Origin of the sequence: Motilimonas sp. 1_MG-2023, assembly GCF_030547455.1 — a bacterium.
GTDB lineage: Bacteria > Pseudomonadota > Gammaproteobacteria > Enterobacterales > CBDFNC01 > Motilimonas.
The window spans coordinates 40,408-59,180 of sequence record NZ_JAUOPX010000005.1 but is presented as its reverse complement, the minus strand read 5'-3'; the positions used below and the strand labels follow the sequence as shown (position 1 = coordinate 59,180).

19 protein-coding genes are annotated in these 18,773 nt (G+C 42.7%); 10 read left to right on the top strand and 9 right to left on the bottom strand.

Annotated features, from left to right (window positions below):
- Nucleotides 1-31 precede the first annotated feature (31 nt).
- A complete protein-coding gene (locus Q4519_RS03875) occupies nucleotides 32-922 on the bottom strand; it encodes an XrtA system polysaccharide deacetylase (protein WP_303509730.1) in 891 nt (296 codons plus the stop codon).
- Nucleotides 922-2,319: a TIGR03013 family XrtA/PEP-CTERM system glycosyltransferase gene (locus Q4519_RS03870; protein WP_232800813.1), complete on the bottom strand. Its 1,398-nt coding sequence runs from the start codon at nucleotides 2,317-2,319 to the stop codon at nucleotides 922-924. Before Q4519_RS03870 ends, Q4519_RS03875 begins: the two co-directional genes overlap by 1 nt.
- 253 nt (nucleotides 2,320-2,572) lie before the next feature.
- Here Q4519_RS03870 and Q4519_RS03865 point away from each other — a divergent pair, with 253 nt between their 5' ends.
- The 8 genes from Q4519_RS03865 (at nucleotide 2,573) to raiA (ending at nucleotide 10,568) form a co-directional block, all read left to right on the top strand.
- Nucleotides 2,573-3,214: an XrtA/PEP-CTERM system exopolysaccharide export protein gene (locus Q4519_RS03865; protein WP_232800815.1), complete on the top strand. Its 642-nt coding sequence runs from the start codon at nucleotides 2,573-2,575 to the stop codon at nucleotides 3,212-3,214.
- A 44-nt stretch (nucleotides 3,215-3,258) separates the two neighbouring features.
- Nucleotides 3,259-4,854, top strand: coding sequence for an XrtA system polysaccharide chain length determinant (locus Q4519_RS03860; RefSeq protein WP_232800817.1), 1,596 nt, complete (start codon nucleotides 3,259-3,261; stop codon nucleotides 4,852-4,854).
- Nucleotides 4,855-4,866: 12 nt separating this feature from the next.
- Entirely contained in the window at nucleotides 4,867-5,832 is a 966-nt protein-coding gene (locus Q4519_RS03855; RefSeq protein WP_303509724.1) for an XrtA-associated tyrosine autokinase, read from the top strand.
- Complete coding sequence (locus Q4519_RS03850) at nucleotides 5,816-7,363, top strand: TIGR03016 family PEP-CTERM system-associated outer membrane protein (RefSeq protein WP_303509722.1); 1,548 nt, start codon at nucleotides 5,816-5,818, stop codon at nucleotides 7,361-7,363. Before Q4519_RS03855 ends, Q4519_RS03850 begins: the two co-directional genes overlap by 17 nt.
- Before the next feature lie 9 nt (nucleotides 7,364-7,372).
- Nucleotides 7,373-8,407: an XrtA/PEP-CTERM system-associated ATPase gene (locus Q4519_RS03845; protein WP_232800823.1), complete on the top strand. Its 1,035-nt coding sequence runs from the start codon at nucleotides 7,373-7,375 to the stop codon at nucleotides 8,405-8,407.
- 130 nt (nucleotides 8,408-8,537) lie between these two features.
- Nucleotides 8,538-9,548 carry a LacI family DNA-binding transcriptional regulator gene (locus tag Q4519_RS03840; RefSeq protein ID WP_232800825.1) on the top strand — a complete coding sequence of 337 codons (1,011 nt, stop codon included), beginning with the start codon at nucleotides 8,538-8,540 and terminating at the stop codon, nucleotides 9,546-9,548.
- 65 nt (nucleotides 9,549-9,613) lie between these two features.
- Complete coding sequence (locus Q4519_RS03835) at nucleotides 9,614-9,982, top strand: hypothetical protein (RefSeq protein WP_303509718.1); 369 nt, start codon at nucleotides 9,614-9,616, stop codon at nucleotides 9,980-9,982.
- A gap of 223 nt (nucleotides 9,983-10,205) precedes the next feature.
- Entirely contained in the window at nucleotides 10,206-10,568 is a 363-nt protein-coding gene (gene raiA / locus Q4519_RS03830) for a ribosome-associated translation inhibitor RaiA (protein ID WP_232800829.1), read from the top strand.
- A 69-nt stretch (nucleotides 10,569-10,637) separates the two neighbouring features.
- On the opposite strand, the gene prsR is transcribed toward raiA, so the two are convergent.
- The 6 genes from prsR to Q4519_RS03800 all read right to left on the bottom strand — a co-directional run bounded on the left by prsR (nucleotide 10,638) and on the right by Q4519_RS03800 (nucleotide 17,193).
- The gene (gene prsR / locus Q4519_RS03825; RefSeq protein WP_232800832.1) at nucleotides 10,638-12,032 is read right to left on the bottom strand and encodes a PEP-CTERM-box response regulator transcription factor; all 1,395 of its coding nucleotides are present in this window, start codon (nucleotides 12,030-12,032) and stop codon (nucleotides 10,638-10,640) included.
- Nucleotides 12,033-12,041: 9 nt separating this feature from the next.
- The gene (gene prsK / locus Q4519_RS03820; protein WP_303509715.1) at nucleotides 12,042-14,066 is read right to left on the bottom strand and encodes an XrtA/PEP-CTERM system histidine kinase PrsK; all 2,025 of its coding nucleotides are present in this window, start codon (nucleotides 14,064-14,066) and stop codon (nucleotides 12,042-12,044) included.
- Nucleotides 14,067-14,150: 84 nt separating this feature from the next.
- The gene (locus Q4519_RS03815) at nucleotides 14,151-15,161 is read right to left on the bottom strand and encodes a nucleotidyltransferase family protein (protein ID WP_303509713.1); all 1,011 of its coding nucleotides are present in this window, start codon (nucleotides 15,159-15,161) and stop codon (nucleotides 14,151-14,153) included.
- Nucleotides 15,158-16,072, bottom strand: coding sequence for an HprK-related kinase A (locus Q4519_RS03810; RefSeq protein WP_303509712.1), 915 nt, complete (start codon nucleotides 16,070-16,072; stop codon nucleotides 15,158-15,160). Before Q4519_RS03810 ends, Q4519_RS03815 begins: the two co-directional genes overlap by 4 nt.
- Before the next feature lie 100 nt (nucleotides 16,073-16,172).
- Nucleotides 16,173-16,466, bottom strand: coding sequence for a hypothetical protein (locus tag Q4519_RS03805; RefSeq protein ID WP_303509709.1), 294 nt, complete (start codon nucleotides 16,464-16,466; stop codon nucleotides 16,173-16,175).
- The gene (locus tag Q4519_RS03800; protein WP_232800837.1) at nucleotides 16,459-17,193 is read right to left on the bottom strand and encodes a hypothetical protein; all 735 of its coding nucleotides are present in this window, start codon (nucleotides 17,191-17,193) and stop codon (nucleotides 16,459-16,461) included. Before Q4519_RS03800 ends, Q4519_RS03805 begins: the two co-directional genes overlap by 8 nt.
- A gap of 353 nt (nucleotides 17,194-17,546) precedes the next feature.
- Between Q4519_RS03800 and rraA the strand changes: the two genes are divergently transcribed.
- The gene (gene rraA / locus Q4519_RS03795; protein ID WP_232800838.1) at nucleotides 17,547-18,032 is read left to right on the top strand and encodes a ribonuclease E activity regulator RraA; all 486 of its coding nucleotides are present in this window, start codon (nucleotides 17,547-17,549) and stop codon (nucleotides 18,030-18,032) included.
- A 93-nt stretch (nucleotides 18,033-18,125) separates the two neighbouring features.
- Here the strand turns inward: rraA and Q4519_RS03790 are convergent, their stop codons facing one another.
- Entirely contained in the window at nucleotides 18,126-18,335 is a 210-nt protein-coding gene (locus Q4519_RS03790) for a cell division protein ZapB (protein ID WP_232800840.1), read from the bottom strand.
- Between the two features lie 154 nt (nucleotides 18,336-18,489).
- Between Q4519_RS03790 and Q4519_RS03785 the strand changes: the two genes are divergently transcribed.
- Nucleotides 18,490-18,708, top strand: coding sequence for a DUF1653 domain-containing protein (locus Q4519_RS03785; protein ID WP_232800842.1), 219 nt, complete (start codon nucleotides 18,490-18,492; stop codon nucleotides 18,706-18,708).
- Nucleotides 18,709-18,773 lie beyond the last annotated feature (65 nt).

Here is an 18,773-nt window from a genome sequence, read left to right as displayed (position 1 = left end):
ACCACATGGTCTAATAAATTTTAGGCCACTGCTAAATAAATGCCTGCTGAGTTTGTACTTGAGTTTGATGGCTCGGTTTTAAGAATAGCTCATCCATTCGCTGCCATTGATATTGCTTTAGCAAGCGCTCCATACGTGGTTGAGTTTTCTCTAAATTAAGGTAGTGGCGAAACTTTGTTTTGCGGCTGATCTGAAACGGCCTTGGCTGTTCTGGGTCTAACTCCCAAGGGTGAATATAAAAAATATAAGGATGTTGCTCCTGACGGTGAAATTGACGCAATGCCCAATGCATCAGCATTTCAGGATACAAGCGAAAATAACCACCGCCCCCAATTGGGAAGTTTTTTCCTGCAATTTGTAAGGTTGAAATGGGGATTTCAAGTAATGCTGGATGAGCCAAAAATGCAAACCTTGGTAGTAACGGCGAGCCATAATGATCATGCTTTACTGGATACACACTGGAGCTGTAACGATAGCCCGCTTTTGCTAACACCTTATAAGCCCATGGCGTTTGCTGATTAAACGAGAAACTTGGTGCACGATAACCTTTAACTTCTTGCCCCGAGATGTCTTCCAATAAGTGCTTACTACGCACAACATCACTAACAAATTCTTGTTCAGTTAAGGTATTAACACGTTGATGGTCATAACCATGACTCGCAATTTCATGGCCCGACTTCGCAATGGCTTGCACAACATCAGGATAACGTTCTGCAATCCAACCTAAGATAAAAAAAGTACTTTTTACTTGGTAGCGCTCAAATAAGGTTAATAATCTATCAGTATTGGCTTCGATGCGACACTCAAACCGCTGCCAGTCTGCACGATTACTACATCCTTCAAAAGCCGAAACTTGAAAATAATCCTCTAAATCAACGGTCATCGCCGATGCCAATGACGAGTCACTGCAAATAGATGCCATTACCGAGATCCCTGAGCAAAACAAACAACTTCAATGGTTTGTACAAAGATAGCCAAATCAAACCAAAAGTTGCGATGTTTAACGTAATAAAGATCGTATTGTAGTTTCTCTAATGCGTCCTTATCGCAAGCGCCATAGGGGTACTTAAGCTGCGCCCAACCAGCTAACCCTGGTTTAACATTATGGCGCTCGGCGTAATAAGGTAGCTGAGTACATAAACGCTCAACAAATTCAGGTTGTTCAGGTCTTGGACCTATAAATGACATTTCCCCCTTTAAAATATTAAATATTTGCGGTAATTCATCGATATGATATTTACGCATAAACTGACCGATTTTGGTGGCACGGCTGTCATTTTTTGCCGCCCACTGTGCGCCATTTTCTTGAGCATTAACCCGCATACTACGAAACTTAAGTATTTCAAATGGTTTACCGGCATAACCAATACGAGTTTGACGGTAGAAGATAGGGCCTTTGTCTTCTAAGTAAATGGCCAACATCACAAATAATAATAATGGCCAAAGTAGGCTAATGATGATCAAAGCTAGGCCGAGATTAAGCATGTTAGATGCAATACTGCGTATACTGTCAGCACGAACAAAGCCATTAGAATAAACCAACCAGCTTGGATATAGCTGATTAACCGCGATTTGACCGGTTTCACGTTCGATAAAATTCAGCACATCCATCACCTCAACACCATATAGCTTACAGGAAAATAAAGCTTGTAATGGGAGATGGCCACGGCGCTCGTCACAAGCAACCACTATCTCATCGATTCCGTGTTCTTTGACCATTTGAGTGAGCAAGTTAGGCTGATCTAAATCCATTGGCATTTTTAAATCTCCAAGCTCGATTTCGTCATCTCCAGCCATAGGCACAAAACCAACGATAGTAAAGCCTTTTTTATCCGCTTCACGGCGCATTCGCTGACAGATAATCTCAGCTCGCTTCCCAGCACCTATCACGAGCACCTTATGACGGAATGCTTCACCAAACTTTTGTGAGATAACATAACGAAACCCCATTAACATTAATAAAGAAGTAAATATCGACAGGCTGATGGCATGAAAGGAGGAACTGAGAGCGTTTAGGCCGGATAAAGATAAAGCTAATAATAATACCAAACTACAGATAATGATTAAGCGCCGACTTACTCCCTCGCCATCACAGCGCAGGCGAGGGTTATAGAGACCAAGACTTAACATTAGAATAATTATCACAAAAGGAATGACTAAAGCCTCAATGAGTACTTGTAATTGATTACTCTGCGCTTCATCGCCGTACCAATAGAACCCTGCACTAACAAGCAAAAAGCCAAGATAAACAATAGTTAACTCTGAAATAACTAAAAGCCGACTCGCTTTACCTGTACTTGCAAATGTGAAAGAACTCATGAGGCGATGTCCTTGTGCCCGACAAAACACTCCTTAAAAGATAGTTGAACTAAGCCACCTCGTGGGGTCAATAATTGGTCAAATAGCGAACAATTTGAGTTAATGCTGAAATTATTCCCATAAATCCACAACTTAATAAAATATTTAACTACTACAACCTGCAATTTTTGCGCGAAGATAAAATCATGAACTATGCTGATAAAAGATGAGGTTATAACCTCGACACCATCCACTTGCATAGAGAGAGAAAGCTATGGACAGCATGTTAAAGCAATCCGTATGGCTATATTTTTTCATCATTTTTGGCTTGTTCGGCTGTAGTAACCAAAATAACGCCCCCTTAGCCAGCTCGGCCACTCTAACCCCTTCACAAACCACGCAAGCCGACCAGTATCAATACCTTATTGGACCAGGTGACAATTTAAATATATTTGTTTGGCGAAATCCTGAAATCTCAGGCAGCTTTGTCGTTCGACCTGATGGCATGATAACAACGTCATTGGTTGAGGATATTCCCGTTAGCGGTAAAACTCCTACACAATTAGCAAGAGAAATTGAAGAAGTATTAGCAACTTATTTACGAGAGCCCATAGTAACAGTGACAGTGGTAGGATTCAGCGGCCCTTATAGTGAACAAGTTCGAATTGTCGGCGAGGCAACTGAGCCTAAAGCTTTAAATTATAGTCAATATATGACTGTTCTTGATGTCATGATTGCGGTTGGTGGTTTAACTGAATTTGCGGATGGTAACAACACTGCTTTGGTTCGTATTGAGGATGGAAAACAGACCCAATACCGTGTACGCCTTGATGATTTAATCCGCAAAGGAGACGTCAGTGCCAATACCAATATCCTGCCTGGAGACATTTTAATTATTCCTGAAGCTTGGTTTTAGTCTCTATCTTTGATTGATTTAAAACTTTGCCAGGAGGCCGATAAATGAAGGAGCTAATTGAAAAAGCGCTCTACTACATCAAAGGGGTGTGGATGAAGCGGCGCTTCATCATCATTATTGCTTGGATTATCTGTCCTATTGGTTGGCTCTATGTGATGCAGATGCCGGATCAATATAAGGCCTCGGCACGTGTTTATGTTGACACAGATTCACTACTCAAACCTTTATTAAGGGGGTTAACGGTAGAGACCTTTAAAGATCAACAACTTAACTTAATGGTGAAAACCTTATTAAGTCGGCCCAACGTAGAAAAAATAGCACGCATGGCCGACTTAGACATACTGACCAACAACGCCGAAGAGTTTGATCAACTGGTCGATAACTTAAGTAAAGAAATTAAGATTGGCACCACCAAGAGAGAAAAAATATTCACCATTAGCTATCAACACCCTAACCCTGAATCGGCAAAATCTGTGGTGCAGTCTGTGCTGACCATCTTTGTCGAAGACACCTTAGGCGAAACTCGTACTGATACCGACAACGCGCAACGTTTTTTAAATCAACAAATTAAAGACTTTGAAAAACGCATGACAGCAGATGACGCGGCTTTAACTGAGTTTAAGCGACAGTATGCCGATTTGCTTCCAGGAAAGGGAAACTCATATTACGATATGCTCAAAGCGGAAGAGACTCAGCTAGAGAACACTCAGTTACAATTAAAAGAAGCACAAACAAGGCTTTTTTCTGCTCGCATTCAACTAGAAGATGAAGAGTCACTTCCCGCGCCACAAGTACAAAGCCAAGCTGTTTATAACCCAAGCATTGTTACCCAATATGATTCGCGCCTAAACCAGCTGAACCAAATGCTCGATGAAATGAATCTACGCTACACCGATAAACACCCAGATATCATCGAACTAAAGAGACAAATTGACGATCTGGTAAAAAAACAAAAACAAGAGCGCGCCGAACTCGCATCGATTAATTATCAGCAAAATCGGCCTGCAGAAAATAGTGAATCACCTTTCATACAGTCATTGCGGCTCAATGTTAGTCAACTAGAAAATGAAATCGCTTCACTTACGGTGAGAGTAGAAAACTACCAAGATAAGGTCACTAAACTGCAAGAAAAAGTACATTTAGTGCCCAAAGTAGAAGCCGATTTAGCCGCCCTCACCCGAGGTTATGACATTACCAAAGGCCAATACAATCAATTATTAGAACGACGTGAATCAGCCATCATGTCGCAAAAGGCTGGGCAATCGACAGAAGGCGTTGAATTCAAAGTGATTGAACCTCCTCGAGTGGAAAACGATCCCGCTGGCCCCAACCGTATTATTTTTCTTTCTATCGTGACGTTACTCGGGCTTGGCTTAGGCATTTTTGTCGCCTTTGCAATTAGCCAAATCAAGCCAATTATTACTGGACCTCAAGAACTAGCAGCAATGACTAAAGTCCCCGTACTCGGTGCTATTTCACATTCAAACATAGAGAAAATGCGCCAAGTAAAACGTCGCCACAACCTAGCCTTTACTCTGGTCATTATCGCTTTACTCTGCATCTATGGCGGATTACTTGTCACTCAAACCAGTAATCATCCTTTTGTTCAACATTTCAAAACCTTAGTTGCCGCGACTTAAGTAGGGAAACATATGAGTATTATTGAAAAAGCACTCGCTAAAAAGAAGCAACGCGCGGCTGAAACAATCGCGGAACATCAGCATGAGGCGACTCAGTCCGTTGACATTGAATCAGATAGAAATTTGAACAAAAGCGCTGCTGTTCAGAGCACTGAAACAGCTATTAGCCCTGCTCCGGTCAAACAAACAAAGCCAGAGAGTCATGCCACGCCTGCTGTTGATAAAGCACATCATTCTTCCGAACTACAAAGCTTAACATTTGATCTTTATAAGCTGAAACAACAAGGCTATCTCGTTGATAGCAACGAGCGAAGTAATACCCATGAAGAATTTAGATTTGTTAAAAGAAGAGTGCTTAAAACCGCATTTGGCCCTTTAAAGGATACCTTAACCCATTCAAATTTGGTCTTGGTTACCAGCACCTTGAGTAATGAGGGCAAAACCTTCACCGCTATGAACCTCGCACTAAGTATTGCAATGGAGCAAGAAAAAACAGTGTTGTTAGTTGATGCTGATGTCCTTAATCCCTCGGTCTGTAATGAGTTTGGGGTTCAAGTTCAAGCAGGGCTAATTGATTATCTATTAGGAAAAACCTCTTCATTAAAAGAAATTATCTACAACACTAATATCCCAAACTTACGCCTTATGCCCGCAGGGAGAAAACACCATTTAACCAGTGAGCTACTCGCCAGTGAACGAATGGAAAGTTTGGCCAATGAGTTAGCAGAACGCTATTCCGATAGGGTGATTATTTTTGATGCCCCTCCTTTACTCGGCATCAATGAAACACAAGCGCTGACCAGTTTTGTCGGACAGCAGCTTGTCGTTGTTGAGGAAAATAAAACGCCACTTCACAGCCTTGAATCCGCAATTAGCTTACTCAACCAAGACCGAGCCATCGGTTTAGTACTTAATAAATCGGTACAAACAAAAAACCTTTACGCAGGGTATGGATACCAATATGCCGAAAACCAATAATTGTTTAATTTTCTTATATGCATTGGCACTTACGCCTTTCGCCTCTGCCGCCAATTGGCAAAGCAGTGCATCTATTGAAGCCAGTTCTGAATATTCTGACAACGTTAGTCGTAATGCATTAGCAGCCCAAGATGATGTTATTTTGTCGATCAAACCAGGTTTTGGTTTAACCGCTGAAGGTAATAACGCTAGTGTGAGAACACGTTATGACTTCAACGGTCAATATTATATCGACTCTGAAAATAGTAGCGAAGCATTTCATGATCTCTTGCTACTCGGGGAAGTAAAAACATGGCATGACCGGATTGTTATTTCTAGCAACATCACCGCGAACCAACAACTGGTTGATATCAATAATGGTTTGCTAACTGACTATGTAGGCAACTCAAACAATCTCGACACCGTTGGTAATTATCAGCTAGGTATGGATTGGACTCAGCCGATTGGCAATCAGGCTGAATTCGATTTTAACACTAGTGTGTATTATATCGACCAAAAATCCAGTGATGATACGCTAGGTTATAATCTGGCATTTTTTACCCAAGATGGAACCGACTTTAAACGTAGTTTTTGGAACATGAAATATAATTTGGGTTATCAAAAACCAGACCAAAAGCGACGTAGCCTAACGCAATCAGCAGATGCAAGAATTGGCTACGGCCTAATTGATAAATGGGGGGTATTTATCAATGGCTACTGGGAGGAAAATAGTGTTCCGCAGGGCGATAATCTTGATAGTGCAGCATGGGGACCGGGTATTCGCTTTTCGCCCAGCGACCGAAGTTATATAGATGTTAGCTACAATTTTAGCTTAAAGAATACCAATAAAGACTACTGGGCAGCCCAGCTGAATTGGACGCCAAGTACGAGAACGGGGCTAGCTGCGGCTTATGGCAAGCGTTTCTATGGTGACTCTTATGATTTCAGCTTGTTCCATAATGTACGTAAGATCCGCAGCCAAGTTACCTATCGAGAATCGATTGAGTCATTTGCCAGTGAACTCGCTTCGCAGAGCACTAATGCCGGCTCTCTCATTTGCCCTGCAGGCTCGATTAATAACTTAAGTGATTGTGAATTTTCAAGCTTGACCAACCCTGTAGTTGGCCCAGATCAGCAAGTGATCAATATTTTTACCGCGCTGCCTTCGGCAAATAATGAGTTGTATCTTACTCGTGATGGCAAGTTAAGTAGCGCGCTACAGGTACGTAAACATACTTTTACGCTCACTTTGTTTTACGTACAACGTGATTATTTTACTAGCACACCTGATACAGATGATTATGGGGCACAGCTAGCGTGGGCGTGGCGAGTTGGGCAAAAAACCAGTCTTCAATTGAGTACAGAACAGCGCTACTTAGATCAAGACCAAGCCAGCCAAATAGACAAAGAGCTGCGACATGGACTCAGTCTAAGCCACACCTTGGGCAGACGCTCGCTGATTGTCCTTGGCTATACTTATACCGATAGGGACAGCAAGCAAAACGGCTACAACGAAAATAATATCAAATTAAGCTATCAAGTCGTATTTTAAGGAGGCGTCATGTACGAAGAGTTTTTTGCCCTGAGTGCAAAACCGTTTCAGCTAACGCCTGATCCTGAGTTTTTCTTTGCCAGTAAAGAACACAAACGCGCCATGTCTTACCTGCAATACGGTCTTGATCAAGGTGAAGGATTTATTGTCATCTCAGGCTCAATTGGAACAGGTAAATCAACCTTAGCTAAGCATTTAATTTCCAACCTTAACAGCCAGCAGGTGGAAGCGATACAGCTGGTTACAACTAGCTTAAACCCGATGGACTTACTTAAATTAATCGCTTCAGGTTTTCACCTTAACCTACCAACAGATACCGATAAAGCAGGACTACTACAAGGCATTGAAGGCTATTTAAGCCATAATTTTCAACAAGGAAAGCGCACATTATTGTTAGTTGATGAGGCACAAAACTTGCCTGCAGAATCAATTGAAGAACTCCGTATGCTGTCAAATATTCAACAAGACAATCGGCCGTTATTACAAAGCTTTTTATTGGGTCAGGAAGAGTTAAGGGACACACTTAAAGGTGCGAATATGGAGCAATTTCGCCAGCGCATTATTGCTTCTTGTCACCTGCCCCCCTTAACCTCGGAAGAATGTCGACACTATATAGAACATCGATTGAAGCATGTTGGTTGGCAGAATAATCCCGCTTTTTCCCCAAATTGCTTCCCATTGATCCATCAATATACCCGAGGGATCCCACGGATCATTAACTTGTTTTGTGATCGCTTAATGTTATTCACTTTCTTAGAAGAAGCTAACTATATCAATGAGGAAGCGATCAATACGGTCAATGAAGAATTTATTCAAGAACAAGAGTATGCAACCCTACCGAACGTCACAAATAGTACAACACCTTCATCACAGCAAAGCCTGCGCGAAGATGATTTGACCCAAGCAAGGGTTTTACGTGAACACTTAGAAGAAGTATTTCAGTATTTAGATAAAACCATGATGGAGAAACTCAAATTACTGCGTTATCTGGATAAAGTGTTAAAAGAAAAAAATACCCAAACCAAGCTATCAAACAAGGCTTGAATGTGAAGAAAAACACAAACTCGAATATCAACCTCTACACCTAAGCCACTTGTTTCACGCTTTAGGCTCCTGGGTGTTGAATTTCTTCTTAGTGTTAATAAAATCAATAAAAAACAAATTGTTTAGGTCTATGACATCCATATCTGATGTAGCAAAGCGTGCTGGCGTATCAAAATCAACCGTTTCTCGCGTATTAAACCCGGGCAGTAGTGTCTCTCAAAAAACACGCTCTATCGTTGAGCAAGCTATTTCAGAGCTTAATTTTCATCCCAATGGTTTTGCCCAAGGTTTAAAAAGTAATAAATCAGGCATGATAGGCGTCGTGTTGATTGATATATCAAGCCCCTATTACGCAATGCTACTGGGTGGTGTTCAACGCCGCTTAGTGGGCAAGGAAAAGGAAATTTTAACCACTAGTAGTTTCGGTGACAAAGTGACAGAAGCTAACGCTATTTTGTCATTTAAAGCCCATCAGTGTGATGGCTTAATTGTCTATCTAGAGAACAATCCCACCCCAGAAACAATCAGTAAACTCAACTACAACCAAACCCCCATCGTCACTTTGGGTATCTCTGCACCTGCTTTATCGAATAACTCAGTACTGGTTGATAACGAATACGGCGGCTATTTAGCCGCGCAACACCTACTAGAGCACGGCCATAAAAAAATATTAATGCTAGCCGGTCTCACCCGATACCCTGATGCAGTAAAAAGAAAACTCGGTTTTATCAAAGCGATGGACGAGGCCGGAGTTGATCAATCTAACTATGAAATTATTCACGGCGAGTTTAGCGAGGATTTTGGCTACACAGAAGTCAAAAAGCTGCTAGGATTTAACTGTAACTTTACCGCCATATGTGCGGGGGACGATGACATAGCAGCAGGAGTATTACTCGCGCTTCGCGAAGCAAGAGTTAGGGTGCCTGAAGATATTTCAGTGATTGGTTATGATGATAACTTTCATGCGAAACATACTTACCCAGCCCTCACCACAGTGCGTCAGCCAATTTCAGCATTAGGTGAAACAGCGACCGATTTATTGTTTGAAGTCATGGCAGACCCGACTAAAGTAGGCAAGGATATTATATTGAAACCTGAGCTTGTTGTCAGAGACAGTGTCGGTCTTGCCTTAGATTATTAACAAGACCGCAATGAATCAAATTTGTGCAGCAAACCTTATACAGTTAAACCAATAAGGATTCGTCATTGAGCAAAATAATCACTTCTTTCGCAGTCATTTTTGCAACCTTATCGGTGAGCGCTTGCAATACCACACCGAGTTCCACCTCCTTAGTTTATATCTCTGATGGCTATGTTCAATGTGAAACGCCTGCGATGAGCTTAGATATGACAAGAAACCTTCTAACAGAAGTCGGAATAAACGTTATCACATCTCATTGCGCACACATTACGGACTTAGCCGTTATTTCTATGTGCGGGGCTGGTGGCACCGGGATCCACCTTCATGAAATAGCCAGCCAAGATAATAATAAAGCCACAGCCGCCGGTTTTGACAATGTCAGTAAATTAACCGAGCAATCTCTCAACTATGAGATCATTGATTGCAAGTTGTAATAAAAATTGCACATTGGTTCACAACTATTTCGTCAACTTAACCATTTAGCTCAAACTGTACCTTGAAAGTCGGCCGCCAAAGCCTTATATAGATAAGTACCTATCAGTTTAATTATTTTTACCTTTAGGTTTTTTCTTATTTAATAAACTGAAAGCGACCCTAAAAACAATGTGTTACTAGAAGTATCAAGTAACCAACTATCACAGTGAAGAGGGACTTCATATGAAAATAAATGTTACAGGCCACAACACTAAAATCACTGATAACATCATCACGCATTTAGAAGAAAAGTTTGCCAAGATCGCTTCACATTTTCCCAGCATCATTACACTAAACGTTATTGTTTCCGAGCAACACGCGGAATCTAATCTAGAAGTCAGCACGACTTATGAAGGGGCACAAATATCCGCTCGTGGTACAGCAGAAACCCTTTATCCTGCTATCGCTAACGCCGTTAAAAAACTTGATGCCGCGTTAACTCATCGCAAAGGCCAATTGAAAGCAGATCGTCACACTAAACCTGTTTCAACCACACCTGAAATCGCACATGAAATTATTCAAGAAATGAAATTAGTAAACGACTAATCTTTATTTCATTGAATTTACAAGCCGGCTCTCGCCGGCTTTTTTGTATATAATCAATCGTATCTGAGTTCAACTCGAAGAAGTAGCTGCCGACACATCAGAATTGTCTTTATTGCTAGACAAGGCATATTTTTCCATCAAAGCATATAAGGTTGGCCGAGTGACGCCTAGCAATTCCGCGGTTTTGGAAATATTGTGACCGCTGTAGCTCAAGGCCTCGACAATAGCATGGCTTTCAGCCTCCTCACGTACCTCACGTAAGTTAAACAAAGTTATCGCAGCTTCCCTAGGTTGACATAACAACAGGTCACTGTCGCTAATACGCGACGTTTCAGCCATGATCACAGCAGACTTAATTTTATTCTGTAGTTCACGAATATTACCTGGCCAATGGTAATGGTATAAAGCCTGTAGGGCTTTATCATCAAAACCCTTAACATGACAGCCAAGTTCTTTATTTATGTTAACTAAAAAGGCCCGCGCTAACAGCAACACGTCCCCTCCCCGCTCCCTTAACGGTGGTAAGGTCAAGGTCATTTCACTGACACGGTAATACAAATCTTCACGAAATAGCTGCTGCTGAGCCATTGCCAACACATCTTTATTGGTCGCGCACACCACTCGTACATCAACTTCAATTTCTTGACGACTACCAACAGGCTCAATCACACGCTCTTGTAAAAAACGTAGCATTTTTGCTTGTAGAGCTAACGGCATATCACCAATTTCGTCCAGAAATAACGTACCGCCTTGCGCGCATTCTATTTTACCGGGTGTTTTTTTATGGGCGCCAGTAAAGGCTCCTCGCTCGTAACCAAATAATTCACTTTCCAATAAATTGTCAGGAATCGAGGCACAATTAATCGCAACAAAAGGCGCATCATGGCGCAAACTACACTCGTGGATCGCACGAGCAAACACCTCTTTACCGGTGCCACTTTCGCCTAGAATCAAAGTCGTCAACTCGGTCGGCGCTATTTTTTCAACCACACGACACAGTTTTTGAATTTCAGGACTATCACCAATGATTCGAGCCAAACGCACATTTATCTGACTAAACTGTTGATTAGCCTCTTCTAACTCATAAAGCCAGTATGCCCGATGGAGAATAATGTTTAACGTGTCAGCAGCAATAGGCTTATGATAAAAGTCGTAAGCGCCCAATCGAACCGCTTCGATAGCATGGGCTTTATCATCACTGCCCGTTACCACTATCACTTTCGTCAAAGGACTAAGGGTTAAAATTTCTGATAGGGTCGCTAAACCTTCGGTAGCATTGGCACTGTCAGGCGGCAGGCCTAGATCAAGTGTCACCACTTTTGGTTCATAACGGCGCAACTGCTTAATGGCACTGGCTCTATCTTGCGCAAAGACCAGTTCAAATTCGTCTAAACTCCATTTCAGCTGCTTTTGAATGCCTAAGTCATCTTCTACCACCAGCAGTAAAGGCTTATCTGTACTCATTGCGACTCCTTATTGATTCGTTTGCTCAGGCAGTGGTAAAGACAAAGTAAAGTGGCTTCCAACGCCCACCTCGCTAGACACAGTTAGCTGCCCTTGATTAACCATAGCAAACTGCCGAGCCTCATAAACGCCGATCCCCATCCCTGCATTACCTTTAGTGGTGTCAAAGGGGGTAAAAAGTCGCTGGCGAATAAAGTCATCATCCATGCCACAGCCCGTATCTTGTATATGAATATCAACCATGCTGTCGCTTACCTGTAAGCTTAAACTTACCTCGCCCTGCTCACTGGTAGCCTCTTGCGCGTTTTGCACCAGATGAAGCAATACTTCTTGCAGCCGTGTGGCATCGGTATATAAGGTAACATCATGCTCAACCAGCAATGACGGCACCGGCATCACATGCGACCGCTCATGACATACTCGCTTTAATAACTCCCTTAAAGATACTGCAGCTAAACAACTCGGTTGATGTTCATTCGGACGGAAGTGCTCAACCACCCGAGAAATCCGCTGCACTGCGTTGTCGATGGTGAGCAAGCTGTCATCAATAAACTCTGGATTCGTTTTATGCTTTTCAGCATTGGAAACAATTAAAGAAAGTTGAGCTAAGGTATTTTTTAAGTCATGTACCAAAAACGCTGACATCTGGTTAAAAGCTTGAAACTGCTTTGCCTCTGCTAGCTCACTGTGCGCTTGATGCAGCACCAAGTAATGAGCCAACTGCTTAGCAATCACTTTAATATAGTCACGGTCTTCCCAATTTAACTGACGCAGCGCTCGCGAAGGGCCAATTAACATAATACCAATCAACTCCTGTTGGTAGAAAGCGGGTACCACTAACCAAACTTGGCTCTGATTGATCAAAGCAGGCGGCACCACTAAATCAGGATAACGTTGCGGCGAGTTACGTAGCTCAACTAAGTCAATGAGCCAATTATGCTGCTTAAAATACTCGACCAAAGGCGCGACTGCATTACTTGGTAGCGCTCGAGCTGAATCACTTTGCGCCATTTTAGTCACCTGTTTACCTTGGGTTTGATAAATGAAACCAGTATCAGCACTCAGTCGCTTAAGCATAATGGTTAAAGCATGTTGATAAGGCGAACTTTGCTCTGTTTGCTCCATTAAATCTTGGGTTAACGATAGCCATTCGTCGCGATATTCATAACGATTGGCAAAAAAGTGCTTCGCAATAAAGACCTTTACCTTTTGCCGAAAGGATTCCGAGAAAAACACCACGGCCAACATGAGCAAAGCAACTACAGCAAACAACAACTGTATCGCGCGGCCCCATTCGCCTCCCATGTATTTGATATAGTAGCCAACTAACGCCATCAATAATAAATACAAACCTGCTAGCATCATCAAGCTACTATGAAAAACCACATCTCGTGATACATAAATCCGCGCCGACCAATGCGTGGTTCTACGGGTAGCAATAACCAACATAGGCAAAGTGAGGAAATGCACAAAACCGCGCGCTTGCCAAAATTCAGTATCAAACTCAGCAAATAACGCAGCTTGTGCATAAAAGAAGAAATCAAAGCCAAAAATTAAGCCTAGATACAATACTAACGGCTTTAATCGCCAGCGATGTTCCATGGTCAGGTGCCGATAGACCCGCTCTAAATGCACTAACACTTGCACCACTAAAAAAATATTTAAGTAATAGCTCCATAACGGAGACATGAGTGGGTTAAGCAATAGGTTGTAGGTTAAACCTGCTAATATAACCAAGCTAAGCCAAAACCACGACGAGCGCATGAGTTGCTTACCAATGGGCGCCTCAGGCTCCATCAAACAAATAATAAATATCAACCAACTGACGCTGCGCAAACCATCAAGTAATAAAAAATCGGTCAACTCACCCCAAGTCAGCTCAAAATACAGTAATACTTGCAGCGACCAAAGTACGCCAACAAAACATACCAGTAGTAGTAACTTACCCGAGTTCGATTTCACCTTGGCTGCCAGTAATAAAGCAGCAAAAAATAAGTAGGCCAGTCCCGCTGACAGATAACTCAAAAATGCCATATCAGCACCTTAGGCATAAGCTGTCTTCGCCTCTCTTGTCTGCTATCGTGGTGGCACATGTTGACCTTGGCCGGTGTAAAACAGCTAAGCTTTTGCATAGCGCGCTGCCGCTTTACGCATCAAATGGGGTAACAATAAAGGCAGGGGCATACGCAACAAATGTGCTTGGCAATAAAAGCGCATTTTTGCCCCACTGGTTTGCCAAGATTGATAACTAGAATGCGCCGGCAACATGGCTTTTAGCGACCATGAAACCGTGGGTGAAGCCGGCTCTTGACCAAATAACTGCTCAGCCAGTAGCAATACCTTTGTCACAGGTTTAAATAACCCGAACTGTTCCGCGCGCGCAAGTAAATGTTCTCGCTGCGTCAATTCACTTAACAAATACAGATCCCGTAAATCTCGCCAACCTTTATCTCCCTCTCCACTGGTTAGTAAATGGATAGCACTGTGGATACAGAGATCTTTAATATCAGGGATTAAAAATGGTGAGCCCGCGCAGAAGCTAGCTTTTTTAAATACCTCATTAATGTCAAATTGCCAACGACAACTACTGGGCAACCAGTGATGATGAAGATCGAGCACAATACCTGTTTTTTGGTGCACAAAAGGCGGTAACTCATGCATCCAAGCACGATAATATTTCTCGTCGTAGGGTGTTTTACCGCGATTATCCCAGCCATGAAGCCACAGGCTTTGCTCTGCTTTTTGTAGGTGCTGCTTGGGGATTAGAATATCGATATCCGCCATCATTCGCCCTGCCACATTGGGCGTACCCGCCACTTGATAGGCAGCCCCTTTCAGTAACATAGGAGAATACATACCAAGAGCATCAAATAGCTGCAACAAAGCCATTTTGACCGAACGTTGTTGATGCTCAACCAAGCTATTGGCCCATGCCAAACGCTGCTGAACAATCTCAGGCAAACGGCTTAAAGATGACTGATACTGACTGGCTAAAACGCCCATCAATTGCGCCTGTTCGGCTTGACCTAATGCCAAATTCCATTGTTCAGGCGTGAAGCCCTGAGCTAAATCTGGCGTACGTAATAAGCACATTAGTGGATCGTGATATTTGTCCGTTACAGCACTCATGGCAAGGTGTCCAATTGCGCGAGCAAAGTATTAAAGTTTCCATAATCAACGCTGTAAGCATGACTGGATGCAACCACCTCAGCTAAACAGATAAATGCGGCTTGACCCAGTACCGCAAAATTAAAGCTATTGTCGGCCAACTGCATTAAACATTGCGCGGGAGAAATGGGCGTCACTTCACAATGCAGGCCTTGGCAATAGCGAGGGAAGAGTACTCGCTTAATTGGATAGCTTTGCTGATTTTGGGCCAGCTGCTCACTTGGCACTGAATACAAGGCGACTCGCCCTTTACTCGTGCCTAAAAACTCAGCCGAGAAACGGCCATGACTTTGCGTTTTTTCAACATACTCTCGCAACACATCAATTGATTGGTTTTTTAAGCTAATTGGCCGTGGCAACGCTTGCACTTGCTGCGATGACAAATCAATCAAGGCAAATTCATCAGATAACAATTGCCAACCATGGCTACACAGCAAGGCGCACAAGGTGCTCTTGCCTGAGCCTGGCGGCGCAGGTATCACTAAAGCCTCACCATTTTTAGCCACTACTGCGGCGTGTATGGTCAAGCAAGCGTGATACTTGGCGGCAATACAATAATTAAGCCCCCATTCCCACAATATTGGCGCATGGGATTCAGGCATCGAATAAAACGGCGCATGCTCATTTTGATAAAAGCGAATTTGTGGTTTGAGCCAACGTCGTAAACCACGCTCATGCTTTAATTCAATATTAAAGCTAGCCACCTGTGGCTGAGGGAAAAATTCATGATTAGCATAAATGCGGGTAAAGTAGTCAGCTAAGGCATTACTGGAACAGCGAACTTGAATAACAAAAGGCGGCAGCGACAAGAACAAACCTTGTTGCTTTAATGCGGCTCGCACTTGCTCTGGGTATGCAGCTAATTTCAGCATCCTTGCCACCTAAATGTTCAAATAATCTGTAAATTTATTTTGCAATTATCCGTCTATCGCTCAACCACTCATCTTCAAGGCTATACAAATATTTAGTCGTTTAATGTAACGCACGACAGCTAATTAAATTAAGGGCCAGCCACCTATTTAATACTTCATCTAAACTGGCAGGGCTGTTGTCAGGTAAATGTAAAGACCGGTACGTTTCAAGTAGCGCAGCAGCAGAAACGCCATTGGATGAAGCAAAGCAACTTAACAAAGGCAAAAGACCTGCCGGCATAATATGTAAACCATTGTCCATGGGATTAAACACCACTAGCTCATCGCCAAATAAGCGCCAATCCAATGGCTCTACAACATGGTAGACCCATTGCGCGGGTAATAATTCAGACATAAAGCGCGTCTAAAAAGTCCTTAATCGAGCCATGGGCAAAATCTGGCAAGTTATAATCATCATCATTACCTGCAATCATTGCCTCGATTAATTCACAAGCAAAGTCATAGTCGATGGGATACTCTAAGCCCGGATTATTCAGTACATGAACCACATTAAAGTAGGTAGCGATACCGATAAATTCTTCTGTTCCCTCATGCTGCCAAAGCACTTCCATGATCGGGAGTGAGGCCAGCCCTGAACCACTAAAACAACTAATTTCACCTAATAGCGTTAACGGCGTCACGGACTGCAAGGGGGCGGCATCAGCCAGCCGACCTTCAAACCATTCTCGAGCCTCTTTCGTAATCATGCCCGAGCCTTTTAAGCCATTAGGCCCAGGACTTCCGTTGGTCATAGGTATTTTATTTTCCGCACCACTGTAAACTGACACGGTTGAATATTTTGGCCAACCTAAATTCCACTCATCACCCGGTTTTGCTTCAACATGAGACTTGTAATAACCTGGGCTTCGGCCTGAAGCGATGCAATTATCGGGCTTACGAGCCGTAGAAGGAGCAAGGGAGTGGGCGGTGCTGGCAGTAAAGCAAGTACCCGAACCCATTGCAGAGCGACTGAAAAAGCTGGACATGAGTGGCAAACCCACCCCCATTTTACCACCACGAATTAGAAACTTACGACGGCTATCAGTGACCGATGAATTCACTTTTTCGAGATCCTGTTTCATTGCTTTATCCATTAGTTCGGGTTGACACTGTTTAAAGTATAGCCACTAAAATGAAAATGTGAGCAATAACACATTCATCAATTTTACAGCCCTTCCCATCTAAGGTGCGGGAGTACTAATTGAATCAAACAGAGCTGCGTTGGTTGTAAAAATAACAAAAGACCAATAAACCCCAGTCGCAGTGACCTTAAACTGTCATTTCTATGAGATAAAGTTTTAGCTAATAAATTCACTGAGATACTCGCACCGGAACTGGCTTTGGGTATATACTGAGTGGGATTTACGCGGAGACAAAACAAAGTAATTCAATTAGTTTGGTCGCCACCACTGTCATTTTAGTAAGGTGAAATACAATGGAATACAATACTTCAGAGCTTTGCGACACCTATGCCGATACCATTGATGTAGTGGAACCTATGTTTGCCAATTTTGGTGGTAGACATTCTTTTGGCGGCGAAATCACAACCATCAAGTGCTTTGAGTCTAATGGCTTAATACGCCAGGCACTGCAAGAATCTGGCATCGGTAAAGTATTACTTATTGATGGCGGTGGTTCATTGCGCCGCGCTTTAATTGATGCCGATTTAGCTGAGCTAGCCGCAGAAAATGAGTGGGAAGGTTTAGTGGTTTACGGCGCTGTACGCGACGTTGATGCCATAGAAGAATTTGAAGTGGGTATTCAAGCATTGGCTTCTATCCCTGTCGGCGCAGATGACACCTTAATTGGCGAAGTCGATGTACCGGTTAATTTTGGCGGAGTTAGCTTCTTACCTGAAGATCACCTATATGCCGATAGCACGGGCATTATTCTTTCGCCTGAGCCATTAGATATCGAGTAAATACCAAATTAATCCCTAACAAAAAGCCCAAACTGCGCAACAGTTTGGGCTTTTTGTTAGCACCCTGTTAAAGGTGCAAATAAAGCGACTAACTTAGTTAGCTTGCTCCATTTGATCCATTTTACCTAGTAGCGTGCGCAAACGATCTTGCCATAGCTGGTGCTCACCTTGTAGCTGTTCATTTTGCTCACTCAAGCTAACATTGGTTTGCTTTAACTCTTCAATTTCCATTTGCAAAATTGAAATGGTATCAACGGCACTTTGCACTTTAGCTTCTAACTGTTCTAATACTTCGAAAGACATATTTTTAAATCCTTGAGAATGACACCCATCGCTTAATGTGACTGAGCATAAGCTTTAGATTAAGGTTATTCAAGCCTTGCAAGGCCTTGCGTTAAAAAAACTAGGATAAAATAGTCCCAAGCTGACTTCAAGATAAAGCGAATTAAGGAATAAAATGAAACCTATACTCAAAACGGGCACCTATCAACATTATAAAGGCAGCCAGTACCAAGTAATAGACCTTGCCATTCATAGTGAAACCGAACAATGGATGGTGTTATATCGTCCACTGTACGGCGAAGCCGAATTATGGGTTAGGCCTTATGAAATGTTTATTGAAAATGTCGTTATTGCCGGGGAAGAGATCCCTCGCTTTGAATTTGTCAAAGCATAAAACCAGCCGAGTCCTTTGCTCACCTTACGACTTCAATATGAAATGACACAGGCATAAATATTGAA